Annotated in this window: 17 protein-coding genes and 1 tRNA gene; 4 read left to right on the forward strand and 14 right to left on the reverse strand. The window is 73.9% G+C overall.

The window, feature by feature from the left end; all coding sequences use genetic code 11:
- Nucleotides 1-623: 623 nt before the first annotated feature.
- From tpg to ABT015_RS11355, 5 genes are all read right to left on the reverse strand, one after another.
- Nucleotides 624-1,097 (reverse strand): telomere-protecting terminal protein Tpg, encoded by a 474-nt coding sequence (gene tpg, locus ABT015_RS11335; RefSeq protein ID WP_350878513.1) that lies wholly within the window; start codon nucleotides 1,095-1,097, stop codon nucleotides 624-626.
- Nucleotides 1,098-1,187: 90 nt separating this feature from the next.
- Nucleotides 1,188-1,433, reverse strand: a complete 246-nt coding sequence (locus tag ABT015_RS11340) for a hypothetical protein (protein WP_350878516.1) — start codon at nucleotides 1,431-1,433, stop codon at nucleotides 1,188-1,190.
- A 765-nt stretch (nucleotides 1,434-2,198) separates the two neighbouring features.
- Entirely contained in the window at nucleotides 2,199-2,681 is a 483-nt protein-coding gene (locus tag ABT015_RS11345; RefSeq protein ID WP_350878518.1) for a MarR family winged helix-turn-helix transcriptional regulator, read from the reverse strand.
- A 14-nt stretch (nucleotides 2,682-2,695) separates the two neighbouring features.
- A complete protein-coding gene (locus ABT015_RS11350; RefSeq protein ID WP_350878520.1) occupies nucleotides 2,696-3,757 on the reverse strand; it encodes an alcohol dehydrogenase catalytic domain-containing protein in 1,062 nt (353 codons plus the stop codon).
- Nucleotides 3,754-4,647: a VOC family protein gene (locus ABT015_RS11355; protein ID WP_350878522.1), complete on the reverse strand. Its 894-nt coding sequence runs from the start codon at nucleotides 4,645-4,647 to the stop codon at nucleotides 3,754-3,756. The genes ABT015_RS11350 and ABT015_RS11355 overlap by 4 nt, the downstream gene beginning before the upstream one ends.
- An 84-nt stretch (nucleotides 4,648-4,731) precedes the next feature.
- Here ABT015_RS11355 and ABT015_RS11360 point away from each other — a divergent pair, with 84 nt between their 5' ends.
- Together ABT015_RS11360 and ABT015_RS11365 are read left to right on the forward strand one after the other, a co-directional pair.
- Nucleotides 4,732-6,345, forward strand: a complete 1,614-nt coding sequence (locus ABT015_RS11360; RefSeq protein WP_350878524.1) for a CocE/NonD family hydrolase — start codon at nucleotides 4,732-4,734, stop codon at nucleotides 6,343-6,345.
- 132 nt (nucleotides 6,346-6,477) lie between these two features.
- Nucleotides 6,478-7,578, forward strand: coding sequence for a quinone oxidoreductase family protein (locus tag ABT015_RS11365; RefSeq protein WP_350878526.1), 1,101 nt, complete (start codon nucleotides 6,478-6,480; stop codon nucleotides 7,576-7,578).
- Nucleotides 7,579-7,669: 91 nt separating this feature from the next.
- Here ABT015_RS11365 and ABT015_RS11370 read toward each other — a convergent pair whose 3' ends face one another.
- Genes ABT015_RS11370 through ABT015_RS11380 form a run of 3 tightly spaced genes read right to left on the reverse strand, consistent with a single transcriptional unit; the run spans nucleotide 7,670 to nucleotide 9,816 of the window.
- Nucleotides 7,670-7,828: a hypothetical protein gene (locus ABT015_RS11370; RefSeq protein ID WP_502897286.1), complete on the reverse strand. Its 159-nt coding sequence runs from the start codon at nucleotides 7,826-7,828 to the stop codon at nucleotides 7,670-7,672.
- A 60-nt stretch (nucleotides 7,829-7,888) separates the two neighbouring features.
- Nucleotides 7,889-8,632: a response regulator gene (locus ABT015_RS11375; RefSeq protein ID WP_350878528.1), complete on the reverse strand. Its 744-nt coding sequence runs from the start codon at nucleotides 8,630-8,632 to the stop codon at nucleotides 7,889-7,891.
- The gene (locus ABT015_RS11380) at nucleotides 8,629-9,816 is read right to left on the reverse strand and encodes a sensor histidine kinase (protein ID WP_350878529.1); all 1,188 of its coding nucleotides are present in this window, start codon (nucleotides 9,814-9,816) and stop codon (nucleotides 8,629-8,631) included. Before ABT015_RS11380 ends, ABT015_RS11375 begins: the two co-directional genes overlap by 4 nt.
- A gap of 167 nt (nucleotides 9,817-9,983) precedes the next feature.
- On the opposite strand from ABT015_RS11380, the gene ABT015_RS11385 reads away from it, so the two are divergent.
- Together ABT015_RS11385 and ABT015_RS11390 are read left to right on the forward strand one after the other, a co-directional pair.
- Nucleotides 9,984-11,210, forward strand: coding sequence for an alpha/beta hydrolase family protein (locus ABT015_RS11385; protein WP_350878530.1), 1,227 nt, complete (start codon nucleotides 9,984-9,986; stop codon nucleotides 11,208-11,210).
- A gap of 205 nt (nucleotides 11,211-11,415) precedes the next feature.
- Nucleotides 11,416-12,195, forward strand: a complete 780-nt coding sequence (locus tag ABT015_RS11390) for an alkyl sulfatase C-terminal domain-containing protein (protein WP_502897287.1) — start codon at nucleotides 11,416-11,418, stop codon at nucleotides 12,193-12,195.
- Between the two features lie 14 nt (nucleotides 12,196-12,209).
- Here ABT015_RS11390 and ABT015_RS11395 read toward each other — a convergent pair whose 3' ends face one another.
- The 6 genes from ABT015_RS11395 to ABT015_RS11425 all read right to left on the reverse strand — a co-directional run bounded on the left by ABT015_RS11395 (nucleotide 12,210) and on the right by ABT015_RS11425 (nucleotide 19,381).
- Nucleotides 12,210-14,747, reverse strand: a complete 2,538-nt coding sequence (locus ABT015_RS11395) for an FtsX-like permease family protein (RefSeq protein ID WP_350878532.1) — start codon at nucleotides 14,745-14,747, stop codon at nucleotides 12,210-12,212.
- A complete protein-coding gene (locus tag ABT015_RS11400; protein ID WP_350878761.1) occupies nucleotides 14,744-15,619 on the reverse strand; it encodes an ABC transporter ATP-binding protein in 876 nt (291 codons plus the stop codon). Before ABT015_RS11400 ends, ABT015_RS11395 begins: the two co-directional genes overlap by 4 nt.
- A gap of 501 nt (nucleotides 15,620-16,120) precedes the next feature.
- Nucleotides 16,121-16,990 (reverse strand): LLM class F420-dependent oxidoreductase, encoded by an 870-nt coding sequence (locus ABT015_RS11405; RefSeq protein WP_350878533.1) that lies wholly within the window; start codon nucleotides 16,988-16,990, stop codon nucleotides 16,121-16,123.
- A gap of 873 nt (nucleotides 16,991-17,863) precedes the next feature.
- Nucleotides 17,864-17,957: transfer RNA gene (locus tag ABT015_RS11410), tRNA-Phe, on the reverse strand.
- 64 nt (nucleotides 17,958-18,021) lie between these two features.
- Nucleotides 18,022-18,753, reverse strand: coding sequence for a DUF7873 family protein (locus ABT015_RS11415; protein WP_350878535.1), 732 nt, complete (start codon nucleotides 18,751-18,753; stop codon nucleotides 18,022-18,024).
- A 241-nt stretch (nucleotides 18,754-18,994) separates the two neighbouring features.
- A complete protein-coding gene (locus ABT015_RS11425) occupies nucleotides 18,995-19,381 on the reverse strand; it encodes a peptidoglycan recognition protein family protein (RefSeq protein ID WP_350878784.1) in 387 nt (128 codons plus the stop codon).
- Nucleotides 19,382-19,466 lie beyond the last annotated feature (85 nt).

Here is a 19,466-nt window from a genome sequence, read left to right on the forward strand (position 1 = left end):
CCCGCGGAGCGGGTACCCCGGCGGCAAGCCGCCGGACAGCGAACGCCTCCGCTTCGCTTCGGCGCAATCCCCGCTTGCGCGGGGACGAACGCCTCCGCTTCGCTCCAGCGAAATCCCCGCGCAAGCGCGGGAATAGAATTCCGCAAGCGGAATTCCCCTGCTTCGCAGGGCCCTGCTCTCTCCGCTTCGCTCCGAGAGCAGTACGCCTCCGCTGCGCTCCGGATGAAATCCTCGCGCTTGCGCGAGGATTGAATTCCCGCAAGCGGGAATTCACCGCCGGCAAGTCGAAGGTAGGACACGCCTCCGCTGCGCTCCGGCGTGTTCCCCCGCAAGCGGGGGCTCTGAATTCCGCAAGCGGAACTCAGTGCGCTAACCGGAGGTGACGCATCGCTCGTGCACTGTGTAAGCCCAGTAACTCCGGCCCACATCCCACCATTTGACCTCACCCCATCTCACAACAGGTCAACACCGACACCATCCTGAGCCTGGTGGACTCCGCTTCGCTCCGCCCACCCCTGAGCGCCCGTCACCATTCACCCCCGGGACGTCGACATGCGCCGAAGCGTGCTACCTCAGATGTGGGTGGCACGCTTCGGCGCATCGTAATGATGCACTGTGTAGTGTCAGTACTGGACGTCGATCGCCTGGATTCCGGTGAACTCGACTTCGAGTCCGGCGGCGCGGCCGCCGTCCTTGAAGTAGGTTTCCTGGAATCCCTCGGCCATGATGGCGCGCATCTGTTGGTCACCGGCGCCCTGGTCCTGGGCGGTGAAGAGGCGGTCGGCGTAGACGGGTGGGAGGTGGACGGTCAGGTGCCGCAGCCGGGCCTCGTCGGTGGTGCCGACGGGGGCGGTGTAGCCGAAGTAGGCCCACACCTCGACGGTGATGCCCGTGCTGGTGGCGGCCTTCTTGCGGGCCCGGCGGCGGATGCCGGGCTGCCACACTCGTTGGACCTCGCGTTTCAGGGCCTCGCGCAGCGCGGCGCGGGGGTGCTTGCGCTCGCCCTTGAGGTAGCGGCGCACGGTGTTCGGGTCGATGCCCAGGCGGTCCGCGACGGCTTTCTTGTCGCCCCTGGCGGCCCGTACGAGGGCGCGCATCTAGGCCTGTGCGGACTTGGGCAGGGCCTGGGTGAAGTGTTCGGGGGCGGCCCGGTCGATGGCGTCGGTGATCTCCTCCACGGGTCTCTCCTACTTGCCGTCGACGGCGTTGGCGTCGTAGCCCTTGATGTGGCGGGCCGGGTTGATGGGCTGGTCGCGTTCGAGCCAGTCGACGACGGTCAGCATGGCCTGGACGCCCTCGACTTTCGACAGGCCCGGGGTGGCGCCGAGGCGGAACGTGCCGGGCAGGACGCCCTTGCCGGAGCCGGTCAACGGCAGGAAGTCCAGCGGGGACGGGCCGGGGATCGCCCGCCCCGCCTCTCCCGGCCCCCTCACGTCCCGGCCTGACCACCGGCCTGGTCACCCTAACTCCCGTTACCGACAGCGCCGGTGGAACCTGCGGGCGCCCGACAGGCGTGGGCCGCCGGATCCCCTTCCCACAGACCCGGGCACAGAGCGCTCCTGCACAGGCTCCGCCAAGGGATGTCAACCCCCGGGTGATCCTCCGGCGGTTCCACTCCGGCGGCACTCATGACGTGGGCCGGGACGTTGCACTGCACGGCGGCGCGGGCGCGACCGCACGGGTCGCAGCCTCTGCGGGCCGGGCTGCATGACGTTGCGGCAGATCGGCCTGACGAACTCACCGCACTCCACGCAGACGCTCAGCCAGGGCTTGGAGCTGGTGGGGCCACATCGATATCGGCCAGACTCCCTTGGCGATCATGTACGCCTTCGCGACCCCGGGGTCGAGATGACGGGGCACTTCACTCCAAGCGACTGACACAGCTGAGGCGTTGGCGGCCGCAGGGCCGTCCGTACACCACCGTCACTGTAGCGCGCACCACCGACACTGCTGACGGCCGGCCAGCATCTCCGGCCCCGACTCACGGGCCCACACCGCGCGCCCGACCAGCGCGGCCCGCGGCGCAAGAGACGGCAGGCCAGTCCGGGCGGCCCGGGGCGCACGGGCCGGGCTGCGGCGACCCGGCCTCGCTGCGCAGCGCCCGGGTCTGGACGGCCGCCCGCCAGGCGCCGGTTGACGGCTCGTAGTGGTCGGGGCCGGCAGGCCCCGGTGCCGTCCCGGACGGGACTTGGCCGGACTCACTCGCCCGGCATCTCCTCCGCCGTGGGCGCGCACCCGGCGCCGGTCATGACGCGCAGCAGCAGGCTGCGGAACTGGTCGCGCTCGGTTTCGGTGAGCAGCGCCAGTGCGCGGGCGTCGACGGGCTCGGTCGCCTGCTGTGCCCGGTCGAGCAACTGCACCCCGTCCTCGGTGATGTGGACCCGCTGGATGCGCCCCTGGGTGGGGTGCGGGCTGCGGCGCACCAGGCCGCGTCGTTCCAGGTCGGTGATCGCGGCGGACATGGCCTGCGCGGTGACCCCGGCCCGGCGGCCCAGTTCGGCGCCCGAGAGCCAGCCCTCGTCGGTGAAGGTGAGCTGGGCCAGGGCCGCGAGTTGGGCCTGGGTCAGCGACAGCGGTTTCAGGGCGCGTTCCACCTGCTGGCTGAGCGTGTTCGACAGCAGCCGGACCAGGAAGGCGGTGCGGGTGCGGGGTGCGACGGGGTGCGGTTCTCGGCGGGGCACTGTCTCTCTCCGGGTCATCGGCGCGGCCTTTCGGTGACCCCCGGGAACTCGAGCACGATCTGGCCGCCGGAGCGTCCGGCCTCGATCCGGGTGTGGGCGGCGGCGGCCTGGTCCCAGGGGGTGGGGTGGACGAAGCCGTCCGGCGGCCGGAACCCGGCGGACACCTCGGTCCAGAGGTTATCGCGGTGCGTCCGGTTGGCGGTGCGCACGCCGACGATCGCATGGCTGTGGAGGTACAGCTGCCGGAACCGCAGTGGCACCGGGTCATCGGCTATCGCGCCGGAGACGACGACCACCGCGGCTCGCGCCAGCGCGGGCAGGTAGGCGTCCCACAGCGCCGGGATTCCGAGGTTGTCGATGACGCAGTCGATTCCGTCGTCGCCGGCGGCGGACCGGAGTCGGCCGGTGAGGTCGTGCGTGCCGGAGTCGATCGCCGCGGTCAGCGGAAGGCCCGCCAGCCGGCCCGGGTCCCGTGCGACCGCGATCACCCGGCTTCCGCGGGAGGCGGCCAGCGCGGCGACGGTCGAGCCGAGCGCGCCGCCGGCCCCGAGCACCAGCAGCGTCGTGTCCGGCCCGGCGCCGACCGCGGCCAGCTGCGCCGCGGCGACGACGCCGTTGACGGCCAGTGAGGCCGCCTGGGCCAGGGTGATCCCGTCCGGGATCACCTGGACGTTCACCGCCGGTACGGCGGTGAACTCGGCGTAGCTGCCGGGGCGGTGGATGCCGAGCAGGCGGAATGCGGGGCAGGCCTCCTCGCGGCCCTGCGCGCAGTACCGGCAGCGCCCGCAGGTCAGCGCCGAGGTGACCGCGACCCGGGCGCCGAGCAGGGCGGTGTCCACCCCCTCGCCGACCGCGTCGACGACTCCGGCGTGCTCGGTGCCGAGCACGTGCGGGAAGGTGCGGACCTGCTCGGCGAAGGGAGGCCGGCCAGCCCGCACGGCGACGTCCTTCGTGCGGGAGACCGTCGCGGCGCCGACCCGCACGCGCACCTCGCCGGGGCCGGGCTCGGGATCGGGCAGCCGCGTGGTGCGCAGTACCTCGGGCGCGCCGAACCGGTCGATCACGATCGCCTTCATCGTTGCGCTCCCGTCGGGGGGTTGGCCATCGCGCGGGCGACGGTGGGGGTGATGCCGCCGCTGGTGCCCCAGACGTCGGCGTTCTCCTGGGTGCGCGGCCAGGCGTGCGCCTGCCAGTCGGGGCCGACCTCGATCAGGTCCGAGGTGTACTCGATGACGTTGCCGACCGGATCCTGGAAGTAGCAGAAGACGTTCCCGCCCGGTCCGTGGCGGCCGGGGCCCCAGATGGTGTCGAATCCGGCCTTGCGCATCCGGCCGAGCGAGCGCATCACCTCGTCGGTGTCGCGGACCTCGAAGGCGACGTGGTTCAGCGTGGCCCACTCGCCCGGCGCCAGGACCACGCAGTGGTGCTGGGAGTTGCAGCGCAGGAAGACCATCAGGTCGTTCTCGTAGGTGTCGGAGACCGTGAAACCCAGCACGTCGGTGTAGAAGGTCCTGGCGGCGTCCAGGTCAGGTGAGTTCAGCACGACGTGGCTGAGCCGGTCCGGGCCGAAGGCCCGGCGCGCGGGTTCGCGGTGCTCCGGCAGGCCGGTGCCGACTTCGAGCACGCGGCCCTCCGGATCGCTGAGCTCGACCGTGTAGCCGCCGTCGGCCCGCACACCGGGTTCGGTGAGCACGGCCGCGCCGGCCGCGCCGGCCTTCGCCGCGACCCGGTCGACGTCGGCGGGCGTCGCCGCGCCGAGCGCGATCCGCCCGAGCGCGCGTCCGGCGCCCGGAACCAGTCGCAGCACGTGGTGTTCGGTGCCGCGGGCCCGCAGGGCGATCCCCCCGTCCGGGGCGGTCGGGTCGGGGACCTGTTCGAGACCCCAGGTCCGCTCGTAGAAGGGCAACAGCTCCGCGGGGTCGGTGGCCGCGATGTCGATGCTGCGCAGATGGGTGATGCCGGTCATGGCCGTTCTCCTCGTTGCGCCCTCAGTAGATGTAAAGTACTTTATAAAGCAGTTGAGATTCTGGCAAGGACCGAGGAGGCCCCGGTGTCCGCAGCAGCCGAGATGACGATCGAGAAGAACGTGCCGGTCCCCACCCGGGACGGCACCGTGCTCCGCGCCGACGTGTTCCGCCCGGCGCAGCCGGGCCCGCACCCGGTCCTGATGGTGCACGGCCCGTACGGCAAGGACATCCACTTCGCCGACTTCAACGCCCACGCCTACGGCCTGATCGACGAGCAGGGCCCCCACATGACCTGGGAGACGCCGAACCCCGAATGGTGGGTGCCGCGCGGCTACGCCGTGGTCCGGGTCGACCAGCGCGGCACCGGACGCTCCGGGGGCAGGATGGCGCTGTTCTCGCCCACCGAACGGGAGGACTACCACGACGCGATCGAGTGGGCCGGCGTGCAACCGTGGAGCACCGGCAAGGTGGGCCTGCTGGGCATCTCCTACTACGCCGTCGGACAGTGGCACGTCGCGGCGCTGCAGCCGCCGCACCTGGCCGCGATCGTGCCGTGGGAGGGCGCGGTCGACATCTACCGGGACTGGTCGCACCACGGCGGCATCCTGAGCAACCTGTTCACCGACGAGTGGTGGACCCGTCAGATCACCGGCAACCAGAGCGCCCTGCCCGCCGGCGCACCCAACCCGGAGCGTGCCGTGGAGGGCAACGCCGGGCTGCCGGGCGAGTTCCGCGAGCACGCGCTGCTGAAGGCGTACTACCGGGCCCGCGAGGTCGACCTCTCGAAGATCACCGTTCCGGTGCTGTCGTCGGGCAACTGGACCGGCTATCCACTGCACCTGCGCGGCAACGTCGAGGGCTACCTCGGCGTCGGCTCCGCGCACAAGTGGCTGGAGATCCACGACGGCAACCACTTCACGCCCTTTTACACCGAGGAGAGCCGGCTCTACCAGAAGCGCTTCCTGGACCGCTTCGTGGCCGGCGACGAAACGGCCTGGCAGGACGAGCCGCCGGTGCGCCTGACCATCCGCGACCCCTGCGGCTCCTTCGTGCGCGCCGAGTCCGAATGGCCGATCGCGCGCACCGTATGGACCCGCCTGTACCTGGACGCCGAGCGCGGCTCCCTGGACACCGAAGCACCCGCCGCCGAGGCACGCGTCGACTACCCGGCACCCACCGGCGGTGTCACGCTGTTCACCGCCCCGTTCACCGAGGACGTCGAACTCACCGGCCCGTCCGCGCTGCACGTGTGGGTCAGCGCGGACACCGAGGACATGGACCTGTTCGTCACGCTGATCGACATCGACGCCGAGGGCAAGGAGGTGACCTTCGAGGACGCCTCGGGCATCGGGAACCGCGGCCCGGTGGTGAAGGGCTGGCTGCGGGTCTCGCACCGCGAGCTCGACGAGACCCGGACCGAGCCCTACCGTCCGGTGCACCGCCACGACAGCCGCAGCCCGCTCCAGCCCGGGGTCCCGGTCGAGGCGGCGGTCGAGATCCTGCCCACCAGCAGGGTCTTCGCGGCGGGCCACCGGCTGGGGCTCGTGATCCAGGCCGCCGACCGCAGCGACCCCACCCGCTTCCGGCACGACGACCCCGTCGACCGGGCCCACGCCACGGGAACCAACACGGTGCACACCGGCGGCCGCCACCCCTCGTACCTGCTCGTGCCCGTGATCCCGCCGAAGGACTCCTGAGCCCGCAGAAAGACCCCTGGGCCCGCCGAGGCGCTCGACAGCACGGTCGGCGCGGCCGAGCGCCTCGCGCAGAGCAACCTCCGGGCCGGGTACCCGCCGGTCCCTACATCGGAACATCGGAAAGGCCCGCTCATGACCACCGACAGCCAGTTGCCCACCACCACGAAGGCGGTTCGGGTCTTCGAACACGGCGGACCCGAGGAGTTGGTCCATGCCGACTACCCGCTCCCGCCACCGGGACCCCGCGATGTCATGGTCGCCGTCGACACCGCCTCGGTCTCGGGCTGGGACCTCAAGTACCGCTCGGGGCAGCTGTCCGGGGAGCGGCTGCCCGGCCGGCGCGCGCTGCCGATGCCCCAGCAACTCGGCCGCGAGGCCGCGGGCACCGTCATGGCGGTGGGAGACGAGGTGGCCGGGTTCCGGCCGGGGGATCCCGTCGTCGCTGTGGTGCACCCGGAGAATCCGTACGCGTCGCAGACCTACCGGGGCCTGGGCAACCTGTCGACCGGAGTCGACGTGCCCGGCCACGCCGGTCTCGGCTCGTACGCGCAGTACCTGGTGCGTGATCAGCGGCTCTGGCTGCCGCTGCCGGCACACGTCGACCTGGAGCAGGCGGCGGTGCTGCTCTGGCCGTACGCGACCTCGCACCGCCTCGTTCTGGACCGGCTGCGCGTGCGGCTCGGTGAGACCGTGCTGGTGTGCGGCGCCTCCGGGGGGATGGGGGAAGCCACCGTCCGCCTGGCCCGGATGGCCGGCGCCCGGGTCGCCGTGACGACCCGGCATGCCGACAAGGCCGCCCTCCTGAAGGAGACGGGCGCGGACCACGTGGTGGTCACCGCCGATCGGGCGGCGGCTGCGGCCGAGCTGCGGGACTGGACCGCCGGGACCGGGTTCGACCACGCCGTCGACTTCACCGGTGACGCGGACCTCTTCCGACTGGCGGTCGACGCCCTGCGGTTGGGCGGCACGATCTGTCCGGCGGCCGGCAACCAGCGCACGGGCGGGTACCTGCCGCTCACGATGAGCGATCTCACCCGCTTGGAGATGACGGTCGTCGGTGTGCGCGGTGCCCGCCATCGCGATGCCCTCGACGTCCTGGACCTGCTGGCCCGGGGACTGATCGGCATCCGGATCGCCGCACGCTTTCCCCTGTCCCAGGCCGATCGGGCACACGCGCTGCTGGAGAACAGCACCGACCTCGTGGGCCGGGTCGTCCTCAAGCCGGGGTCGTGACGCTCTCCGGGAAGTGCAGGAGTCGGGGCTGCGCCGGCCACCGCGGCGGCACCGTCCTGACGTCCTGACGTCCTGACGTCCTGGCACGGGCTCAGCCGGGCTTACGGCCGTAGACGGGGAAGACGTCGTGCTCGCCGTAGTCCACGTCGCGTAGCTCTCGCAGGACGTCCATGTCGGCGCCGGAGACCTCGAAGCCGACCTGGGCGTTGGAGCGCATGTGCTCGGGGTTGGCCGTCTTGGGCAGCGACACCGTGTCCAGTTGCAGGGTGTAGCGGATGCACGATGCCGGCGGGGACGCCGTGTGCGGAGCCTACGGACCGCCGGGGACGTCCTGCTCGGGTCCGCCGTCGCGGCCGGCGGGGCGCGGGCATGCGGGCGGGGGGTACCCGCCCGCGGTGACCATGCCCGTCTCGTAGGCGATGGCGACCATCTGGGCCCGGTCGTGGGCGTGGAGCTTGGCCAGCAGCCGCCGCACGTGCGTCTTGACGGTCGCGACGCTCAGCCCCAGGTGCGCGGCGATCGCGGGGTTGGGCAGCCCCCGGGCCACGAGCAGGAGGACCTCCCGTTCCCGCGGGGTCACGCCCGCCGGCTCCGGGGCGGGCCGCGGGTACGGCTCGCGGCGTGCGGCGAACTCGCGGATCAGACGGCGGGTGACGGCGGGTGCGAGCAGGGCGTCGCCGGCGGCGACCACCCGCAGGGCCGTCAGCAGGTCGGCGGGCAGGATGTCCTTCAGGAGGAACCCGCTGGCCCCGGCGCGCAGTGCCGCGTACACGTACTCGTCCAGGTCGAACGTGGTGAGGACCAGCACGCGGGTACCGGCGGCGTCCGGGTCCGCGCAGATGCGCCGGGTCGCCTCCAGGCCGTCCATCCCCGGCATCCGTACGTCCATCAGCACCACGTCGGGCCGCAGCCGCAGGGCGAGTTCGACGGCCTGCCCGCCGCCGGCGGCCTCGCCCGCGACGGTGAGGTCCGGCACGCTCTCGATCAGCAGCCGAAAGCCCGTGCGCAACAGCGCCTGGTTGTCGGCGATGAGGACCCGGACCGGCCGGTTCACCGTGCCGCCTCCGGTGCGCAGGGCAGGCGCGCGTGCACCCGGAACCCACCCGCCGCCAGGGGTCCGGCCGAGAGGGTCCCGCCGCACATCGCCGCCCGTTCCCGCATCCCGACGAGCCCGTGCCCGCCACCGGAACTCCTGGACGGCACCCGGAGCGGTAAACGGGACGGTAAGCGGGACGGGGTCCGGAGCGGCGCGTCGTTGACGACCTCGACCTCCACCGCCCCGGGGCCCGTCCGGGACAGGCTCACCCGGCAGGGCGCCGATCCCGCGTGCCTGACCGCGTTGGTGAGGGCCTCCTGGACGATCCGGTAGACCGCCAGCTCCACCCCCGGGGGCAGCGGCGGACCCGGGTCGACGGACAGCTCCACGCGCGGGCCCGCACCGGCCGCGAGCGCCGGCAGGTCCGCCAGGCCGGGGGCGGCCCCCAACTCGGCTCCGTCACCGGGCGATCGCAGGACGCCGAGCATGCGGCGCATCTCGGTGAGCGCCGTGCGGCCCGCCGACCCGACCAGTGCGAGGGTGCGCCCGGCCTCCTGCGGGTCGCCGGAAGCGACCGCGCAGGCCACCTCGGCCCGGACCGCGATGACCGTCAGGTGATGGGCCACCACGTCGTGCAGCTCGCGGGCGATCCGCAGGCGCTCGTCCGTCACGGCCTGCCGGGCGGCGAGTTCCGCGTACGAGCGCTGCTCCCTCAGCGCGGTGCCCACCAGCCAGGGCAGGGTCATCATCAACGACGCGAAGACGACGCCCCCCACGGCCCCAACGGCAACCGCGGCCCCGGAGGCCGGCACCGGGACCGGCCGCGGTGCCAGGGCCGTGGTCGCCGCGACGGCGCCCAGCGAGCAGCCGAGCGCCGTCACGGAGCGGCCCCGGGCCTCCCGCGCCCCCACCGTGTACAGGACCGCCCCGACGGGGAGCCAGGACTGCTCCCATCCGGTGAACGCCAGGGCGAGGACCGCTCCGGCCAAGACCGTGTACAGCACCCGGACGGGCCGCCTTCGCCGCAGCGCGACCGGCAGCCACACCGCCGCCGCCACGGCCCCCGCCACCCAGCCGCCGCGGTGCGTCTCGCCCGCGCCGAACGCCAGGGCCAGGAGCACGGCCGCGACCGTGTCCACGCCGTGCCACTGCCCGTCCCGCAGACGCCCGGCCACCAGCGGCCGTGACTGCCCATCACCCATGCCCGCCACGCTATCCAAGCGGGGCCCGGGGCCCGTCAGCCCGCAGGACGTCATCCCACGGGCGGAGTCATCCGCGCGGCCGATGCCCGCCCTACCCTCCTGGGCTGACACCGGGCTCCTCCCCGCAGGCGAAGCCGCCGGGCCCGCCGGGCGCGACAGTGGAGCGCATGAACCGGAGAACTCTGCTGTCCTCGTGCACCGCACTGGCCGCCGCCACGGCCCTGGGCCCGCTCGCGCCGGCGGCCGTCGCACACCCGGCGGCCGTCGCACACCCGGCGGCCGTCGCACACCCGGGGCAGGAGGAACCCGTGCGGTTCCAACTGCCCGCCCCCGACGGGCCGTACCCGGTGGGCACGGTCGCGCTGCACCTGGCCGACACCGCGCGGCCGGACCCCTGGGTGCCCTCCCGCCCCTGCCGCGAGCTGATGATCAGCATCTGGTACCCCGCCCGCGGCGGCACGGCCCGCACCACCGCGCCCTGGATGCCCGCCGCCGCGGCCGACCGGTACCTGGACCTCCTCGGCGTGCCCCCCGGCCGGGTACACCTGGGGAACACCCACGGCCACCAGGGCGCCCCCGTCGGCGGCCCGCCCGGCCCCCTGCCGGTCGTGCTCTACTCCCCCGGCGCCGACGCGTCGCGCTCGTTCGGCACCGGCGTCGTGGAAGACCTCGCCAGCCACGGCTTCCTGGTCGTCACCGTCGACCACACCTACGACGCGGCGGCGGTCGCCTTCCCCGGCGGACGCGTCGAGACGAGCCCGCCCGGCGGCATCGGCGACTCCGCCAAGGCCCTCGCGGTCCGCACCGCCGACATCCGCTTCGTCCTGGACCGGCTCGCCGTCCTGTACTCGGGCGGCCACCCCGGCGCCCGCCCCGCCCCGCTGCCCGCCGGCCTGCGCCGGGCACTGGACCTGCAGCGCGTCGGAATGCTCGGCCACTCCCTGGGCGGCGCCACCACCGCCGCGACCATGCACACCGACCGACGGATCACGGCCGGAGCGAGCCTGGACGGCGGCGCGGCCGGCCCCGTCGTCACCGCCGGACTCGACCGCCCGTTCCTGGTCGTGGACACCCCGGGCAAGGGCGGCATGGACAACAACCCCGCCCTGCGCACGTTCTGGTCGCACCTGCGCGGCTGGCGCCTGCACCTGACCGTACGGGGAGCCGCACACCAGTCCTTCGGCGACGACGAGCTGATCCTGCCGCTGATCGCCCCGCTCCTGGGCATGTCACCGCCCGACCTGGAGGACGAGGTCGGAACGATCCCCGGCCACCGGGCACAGGCCTTCCAACGCGCCTACCCGCGCGCCTTCTTCGACCTCCACCTCCGCCACCGCGGACAGCTCCTCGACGGCCCCTCCCCCGACTTCCCCGAGGTGGCCTACGCCCGGTGAACGCCCCGGCTCCGCTCCCGGCCGCCGAGCGCGCCTGGGCGGCCGGGACCTCTGGGACCTCTGGGACCTCGACCACGGGGAACTCGACCACGGGGAACTCGGCCACGGGGAACTCGGCCGCCTCACGTGCGGTCGCGAACGACCAAGTCCCGCCCGAGGCGTCAGAATCGGCGACTTCCGCTGGGTCGCCGAGGTGCTCAACCACGTGGTGTTCGCTCAGCCGGACCACGAGGCCGCGCGGGAACTGCTCGCCGACACCTACGAGCAGCTCGGCTACGGTGCGGAGAACGGCACCTGGCGCTGCGCCTACCTCTCCGGAGCGTACGAGCTGCGCCACGGCGGCTTCGGCACCCCCGTGTCGCCCGTCACGCCCGACGTACTCGCCCAGCTCACACCGGAACAGGTGCTCGACGCCCTCGCGGTCCGCGTGAACAGCCGGCACTGCTGGCGCGAACACCTCGCACTCGACCTCGACCTCGACCTCGACCTGACCGACACCGGCACCCGCTACCGCCTGGTGCTGCACAACGGAGTGCTGACCTGCACCGCCGCCGCGCAGACGGCCCCTGCCGACGCCGTGCTCCACCCACCGGCTACGGCGCCACCCGCCATCGCGACCGGCGGAGCGGATCCCACCGCCCTCGGCGAGACGACGCCGACGCCGGTCCGCCTCCACGCCCCCGGCGCCGATCCCGACGCGGAGGGCGGGGCGGTCGTCCGGGCCGACGCTCAGGTGCTGCCACGATGGGTCCATGAACATGCAGGAAGCCGGCGGGTTGACGGTGCGCACGGCGGATCCCCCCGCGCGCACCAAGCGGCAGGAGGCGGCAGGGCTCCCGCCCCGGGTGTTCCGGGATCACCGACCTGGGGCGTTCGGCATGACCATCGGTCAGATCGGCGTCCTCTGCCTCGATCGTGCCCGGCGTCCGCCGGCCGGACTCGAAGCCGGCGGACGGCGGGCACGGCCGCGGCGCGCGTGCCGTAGGGCCCGGGCGGGCGCTACGCGGGGCCGCCGCCAGCCACCGCCGGGCGGCCGCGCAGCAGGGCCCGGGTGGGCAGGCCGGTCGCGGCGAGGCAGAGCAGCACGGCGCCGGCGGCGAGCGGGAGCGCCAGGCCCGGCGGGACGTACGGCGAGGTGCCCGCGACGGCCCGGGTGACCGGCACGAGGGTGAGCCAGGAGATGACCGCGCCGATCGCCAGGCCGGTGGCGGCGACCAGCAGGGCCTCCCAGCGCATCATCGAGCGCACCTGGCGCCGGGTGGTGCCGGCCAGGCGCAGCAGCGCGACCTCGCGGCGCCGGTCGAGTGCGGTCATGACCAGGGTGTTGGCGGCGGTGATCGCGGCGAAGCCGCCGAGGACGGCGGCCATCACGGTGTTGGCCCAGGCATTGAGTTCGGTCATCAGGTCCGCGTGGGCGATGAAGGCGGCCCGGTCGGTGACGGTGGCGCCGTCGGCCAGTGCGCGCAGCTGGGCGGCCACGGCGGCGCGGTCCGCGTCCGGGCGGTCGGTGACCAGGACCTGGCTGTCGTAGCCGGCGCTGACGTGGGCGGCCACGGCGGCCCGCGGCAGCAGGGCCCGGCCGAAGCCGAGCCCGCGCTCGTAGGTGGCGACCACGGTGGGGTGCGCGGTGGTGCCGTCGCCGAGCCAGATCGGTACCCGGTCGCCGACCCGGGCGTCCATCGCGTCGGCCAGGCCGGTGTCCAGCGCGACGGTGTCGGCGGTGCGGCCGAGGTCGGCGAGCGAGCCCTGCCGTACCCCGAGGTCGAGCACCTTGGACAGTGCCGCCGGGTCGCCGTCGACGCCCAGCGCGGTGGCGGTGCCGATGGCCTTGCTGCTGCTGTAGAGCACCGAGGTGCGCAGGACGCCCACCGCGGCGTCCACGCCCGCTACGCCGGCCGCCCGTTGGGCGGTGCCGGGGGGCAGGCCGGGGCTGTGGTCGGCGGGGGCGAGGACGTGCTCGGCGGTGATGCCGCTGCGCACGTTCTCGCCGCTGACGTGGCTGATCGTGCTCTGGATGAAGAGCAGGGTGCCGCAGAACGCGGTGACCAGGACGATCGGGGTGATCGCGGAGGCCAGGCGGCGGGCGTTGGCCCGGGTGTGGTCGGCGGCCAGGGAGCCGGGTGCGCCGCCGGTGCGCAGGGCCGGGCCCAGAGCGGCGGAGGCCAGGCGGGCCACCCAGGGGCCGAGCAGGGCGACGGCGATCATGAAGCAGATGACGGTGCCCTGGGCGCTGGCGGCGGCCTTCGAGCCGTCCAGGGCGGAGCTGAGGACGGCGGTGGTCACGCCGCCGGCGGCCAGGAGCAGGCCGAACGCGGTGCGCACCACGCCGGGCAGGCCGGGTTCGACGGCGGCCTGGCCCAGTGCCTGGCCCGGGCGCAGCCTGGAGGGGCGGCGGGCGGCCAGGAAGCCGGCGGTCAGTGCGGACAGGGTGCAGGTGAGGACGGCGGCGAGCATCGGCAGCGGGCCGATGTCGAGGTGGATGCCGGCCGGGATCGCGCCGCGTGAGACCAGTGCGTCGAACCACCAGCGGGCGAAGGCGAGTCCGGGCAGGATGCCGAGGGCGGCGGCGAGGGGGGCGACGAGCGCGGCCTCGGTGGCGATGGTGCGGCGGATCTGTCGCGGGGTGGCGCCGATGGCGCGCAGCAGGGCGAACTCGCGGGCGCGCTGGCCGGTGGCGAGTGCGACGGTGCTCAGGACGACGAAGATCGCGGTCATGGCGGCGTAGGCGCCGAAGCTGCCGCCGACGGCGTAGAGGAGTTCGCGGGCCAGGCCGAGGGAGGGCTGTTCGGCGGCGGCGCGGTCGTCGCCGGTGAGGACGTCGGCGCCGGTTCCGACGGCCTGGCGGACCTGGGCGGCGAGGTCGGTGGTGCTGGTGCCGGGGCGCGGCTGTACGGCGATCGCGTCGATCAGGCCGGGGTGGCCGCCGAGGCGGTCGGCGGTGGGGGCGGCGAACCAGGCGGTGGGGCCGGTGGGTTGGGCGGCGGCCAGGCCGGCGAGGCGGTAGGTCGCGGTGGCGCCGGGGGCGGTGAGGGTGAGGCCGGCGCCGGGTGCGAGGTGGGCGGCGTGCGCGGTGTCGGTGTCCAGGACCACTTCGTCGGGGCCGGGCGGGTGGCCTTCGAGGAGGCGGTCGGCGGGGCCGGCGATGCCGAGGGCGGCGAAGTCGCGGCCGGTGAGCGCGGGGTGGCCGTCGGCGGCGGGGAGGGGGAAGGCGCTGTCCGGGCGGGCTGCGGCGACGCCGGGCAGGGCGGCGATCGCGGCGACGGTCGTGGCGTCCAGGCGGGCGCGTTCGGACAGCGGGGTGCTCTGGGCCTGGGAGGTCTCCCCGCCGGCCGTGAACGTCGTGCGGACGGTGGTGTCGCCGGCGACGAGGACGGGTGTGTTCGCGTACCGGGCGGGTGGGAGCTTGGCGGTCAGGCCGGTCTGCAGGAGCAGGCCGCAGGCGGTGATGACGGCGGAGCCGAGGAGCAGGGCGATCAGGGTGCCGGCGAAGGACGCGGGTCGGAACCGGATCGAGGCACGGGCCAGGCCGTTGGTCATGCCGTGGCTCCCAGCGGGGCGGCCTGGCGGGCGGTCAGGCCGGTCAGGGCCGTCGGGGCGGTCGGGGCGGGCTGGGCGGTCGGGGCGGGCTGGGTGGTGCGGGCGGTCAGTGCGGCCAGGTGGTCGGCGACAGCCTGCGGGGTGGGGCGCTCCAGCCGGTCGGCGAGCGTGCCGTCGAGGAGGAAGAGGGTCTGGTCGGCGGCCGAGGCCGCCACCGGGTCGTGGGTCACCATGACGACGGTGGCGCCCAGGGCGTCCACCGCGTGCCGCAGCAGGCCGAGCACCTCGTGGGCGGTGCGGGTGTCCAGCGCGCCGGTGGGCTCGTCGGCGAAGACCACGTCGGGGCGGGTGATCAGCGCCCGGGCGATGGCCACGCGCTGCTGCTGGCCGCCGGAGAGCTGGCCGGGGCGCCGGGCGTGGTGCTCGCCCAGGCCGACCTGGGCGAGCAGTTCCCGGGCCTGCCGGGTGTCCTGACGCCGGCCGGCCAGGCGCAGCGGCAGCAGCACGTTCTGCTCGACGGTGAGCGAGGGGAGCAGGTTGAAGGACTGGAAGACGAAGCCGATCCGGGTGCGGCGCAGCCTGGTGAGCTGGTTCTCGTTGAGGCCGGTGATGTCCTGGCCGCCGAGGCGGATCTCGCCGGAGTCCGGGCGCTCCAGGCCCGCGGCGCACTGGAGGAAGGTGGACTTGCCGGACCCGGAGGGGCCCATCACGGCGGTGAAGGTGCCGTGCGCGAGGGCGAGGTCGATGCCGCGCAGGGCGTGGACCGCGGTGCGGCCGCTGCGGTAGGTGCGGTGGACGCCGCGCAGGTGGATGGCGGGGGCCGTGGTCGGGTCGTTCGGGATCGTGCTGGGCTCGGGCGAGCGGCGTGCCATCGTGGGGCCTTCCTGCATGAAGTCGTCGGTGTGATCCACGCTAGGAAGTCGGGTGCAGGCGAACCATGGTGGCCGCTGGTGGGGTGGGGGTGGGGATATCCCCACCGGTCGGAGCCCGGCGGTCGGGGCGTCGACGGGGACGGCGGTGTGCGTGAGGCTTCGGCACCTGAGCGGACTTGACGGTGTACCGGCTCACTGCCGACGGGTGGAGCGAGCGCGGTTCGGCCCCCGGGGCGGGTCGCGGCGGCGGTCGGCACCGCCGACGCCCGATCGACTTCGTTGCCGGAAGGCGGACTTGGCCCGGACCCCGCCGTCGAGGTCCTGGATGACGTGGTTTCCGTCCACGTTCTCGATGGTGGTGGGTGACGCTGTGTGGGGTCGGCCCCCGTCCGACCATCGCGTGCACGAACCGGCTGCGCCGCCGGAGGACGCCGTGGCGGTGAGGTGGCTCCGGGGGCGCGGCGCCCTGGTCGGCAGGAGGTGGCCGGCGGTGCGCGCGGGTCATCCGCCCGGGCGGATCCATCTGCGGGCGAGTTCGGCGACCCAGGTGGCGGCCTCGCCGGGAGCCGCCGGGGGCGCGGCGACGACGACGAGTTCGGTGACGCCCGCTGCGGCGAGCCCGGGCAGGTCTTCCGGGGTGGCGTCGCTCGGCGCGACGGCGACCGTGAGGTCCCCGAGGGCGCGGCCGCGGCGGGCGCACGCGTCGGCCAGGACGGCGACGCGTGCCGGGATGTCGGCCACGGGCACGTTGAAGCCGTACCAGCCGTCGGCGAGGGCCGCCGCACGGCGCAGCGCGGCGTCGCCGTTCCCGCCGACCAGGACCGGCAGCCGGGCGCCGCGCAGCGGCTTGGGGTTGACCCGGATCGCGTCGAAGCGGGTGAACTCCCCCGCGAAGGAGGCCGGGTCGTCGGCCCAGAGGATGCGGATCGCGGCGAGGTACTCGTCGGTGCGGCGGCCGCGTGCGGCGAAGGGGACGCCGAGCGCGGCGAACTCCTCGGCCGACCAGCCGACTCCGACGCCGAGGCCGAAGCGGCCGGCGGACAGGACGTCGAGGGTGGCGGCCTGCTTGGCGACCACGACGGGGTTGTGCTCGGGCAGCAGGAGCACGCCGGTGGCGAGTTCGATCCGGCTGGTGACGGCCGCGGCGAAGCCCAGGGCGAGCAGCGGGTCCAGCCAGTCCGCGTCCGCGGGGACGGCGATCCGGCCGTCCGCGGAGTAGGGGTAGCGGGAGTCGGGCTCGTCGACGAGGACCACGTGCTCGCCGCACCACAGCCGCGCGAAGCCGTGCGCCTCGGCCGCCACCGCCACGGCCCGGATCACCTCCGGCCGGGCGCCGTCACCGATGCCGAGCGCGTGCAGGCCCACCCGCATGCTCCACCTCCTGGCGTCGACCCTAGGCGGCGGGGTGCGGGCGCGGGCGCCGCGGCGCGCCCGGGACCGGGACCGGGACCGGGACCGGGACCGGGACCGGGGCGTCGACGCGGGGTATCGAACCGGGGTGTCGAACCGGGGCGCCGGGCCCCTGCGGCCGTGGGAGCGCGGCGGGGGCCCTCACCCGGTCGTGGCGGGGTGGTGTCGGCGGGCGGGTGCTGGGGAAACCTACCGTCCGCCGTACTCACCGCGTTCCCGGACCTCCTCCAGGAACGCCTCCCATCGAAGAGTCATCGTGGTTCTCCCTCCGGCCCAAGGCCCGGCGCGCGCGGGCGGCCTCACGGCTCGACGGCCAGGCGCCGGTGCACCGGTGATGGCGCTTGCGCGTCGCTGCGGGTGGACCGGCCCGGGCGGGGCCGGCCCGGTGCCCGCGCCCCACCGGCACGCCCGGAGCGTGCACGCCTTGACGGTGGGCCCGGCAGAGGGCTTCGCCAGCGTGCGATGGCGTCGATCACCTCGCGGTCCCCGTCGCGGCCTGCTGGATCTGCGCTCGGGCGCGCCCCGATCGTGGCGGGCGCCCCGCGCCGTGCAGGGAATGTGAGAGGACCCGGGAGCGTAGCCTGCTCCCGGGCCCCTGTTTGCCGCCCAATTGCGCACACCGGCACGTTTAAGGGTCGCGGATCAGTGTGAAATCGACGCGTTCTGCCTTTGAACTACCGTGCCACGGAGCGGCACAGACAGGACTTGAACCTGCATTCGTCGATGGTCGTCCGCACCCGGTCGATCCGGTGTTCGGCGGCGAATGCTGAGACTGGAGCGAGAGTCTGAGATTGACGGGGCCCGCCTCTGCCTGGCTTGGGCTACCCCGGCCGGTGGTGCCGGGGGAAGGATTCGAACCTCCACTGTGACCCCTGGTCAGCTTCAACGTCAGTGTCAGCTTTCGCACCGCGCAGCGGGCCCGCCCGGCTCCCCGGGCGAGGTCCTCGGCGCGCGGTGCACCCGCTCGGCTCCCCGGGCGGGTGATCGTGAGGCTACCGGAACAGGTAGCCGAAGACGGCGTCGCCCACCCGCTGGTCGGTGACCTCGGCGGCGTTGGCCTCCTCGCGGGCGAACTTGACCGCCTGCTGGAGCTTGTCCACCCGCTCGGCGAGCTCGTTCACCCGGCGGGCGGGCAGCGCGCCCGAGAACTTGACCGTGGTCCAGTAGCCGACCGCGATGTCCTCGTAGTAGACCTCGACCTGAGCCGGGTGCTTCTCGGTGGCCTCGGCCTTGACGTGGTTGCGCGGCACCTTCTTGGTCCGGATGGTGCGCACCGGCTCGGTCTTCCAGGAGTCGGTGGACGGGTCGAGGTTCCAGGACTCGGAGGCGTCCAGCACCGGAAGCTTGCGCACGAAGGTGGACAGGTCGGTGAGCTGCTTCTCCAGGAAGAGCAGGTACGGCACCGGCACCCGGGTCAGGAGCACCTGGCCGTCCACCACCACGTCGGCGCCGGCGCCGACGTTGGCCCAGTCCTTGGTGGCCGTCACGTCGAAGAGCCGGGTGAGGGTGTTCGCGGTGGAGCGCAGGATGTCCTCGGCCTTCAGCTGCACCCGGGTCGACTCCGGCGGCAGCTGCTCGCCCTCCTCGTCCTTGGGCTGGTAGGTCCGGGAGATCCCGGCCAGCAGCGCGGGCTTCTGCAGGTCCTGGTGGGCCTGCGTCAGCTCCTGGAAGGACTTGGACTTGACGCCCTTTTCAACGGCGATGATCTGGTTCAGCTTTGCCACGTCCGGGACGCTACCAGTCCCGAATCGATCGACGGTAGCGGTTTGTTGACTGGGCGCCGGCCCTGCGGAGCAGCACATTGTCGTCGGCTCGGCGCGCACGGTCGGGTGTCTCTCCCGTACTCAAGGGGGCGGCGCGGCGCGGATCCTCACCCGGTCGTGGCGGGGTGGTGTCGGCGGGCGGTGCGCCAGGCGTCGGTGACGGCGCGGTGGGCGCTCTCGGTCGCCGTGGGGATGTCGCCGTTTAGGTGGAGCGGGGCGCCGAGGTGGACGTGCAGGGCGGGGCGGCGCAGTGGTGCGGTGGCGAGGCCGGCGAGTTGTTTGGCGGCACCGCGTAGTGGTCGCGGTTGAGGTCCGGGTTTCCGTTGGCCGAGTTCTGTGCGTTCTTGCCCCGGCCCTCGTACACGTAGCCGTGCTGGCACACGGCCAGGCTGTACCCGATGTCGGCCCACCCGTTTCCGTCCATGTGCTCGGACTGGGTCTCGCGCATCTTCCGCGGGCACTGGCCGTGCTCGACTCCGACGAAGAGGGAGCCGAAGTAGTGGATCTTGACGCCCTTGTTCGTGGCGATTTCCGGGTGCCCGTTCTTGGGCGGCCGAGCGCCCCACTCTGCGCGCGTGACAAACCTCACGCATTCCCCCAAAGGCTAGAAGTTCCCCGTTCGGAATTCGCAACTCCGCCGAACACGATCGACCATACGTAGGCCTCGATGGGCA

Origin of the sequence: Kitasatospora sp. NPDC094016, assembly GCF_040304045.1 — a bacterium.
GTDB lineage: Bacteria > Actinomycetota > Actinomycetes > Streptomycetales > Streptomycetaceae > Kitasatospora.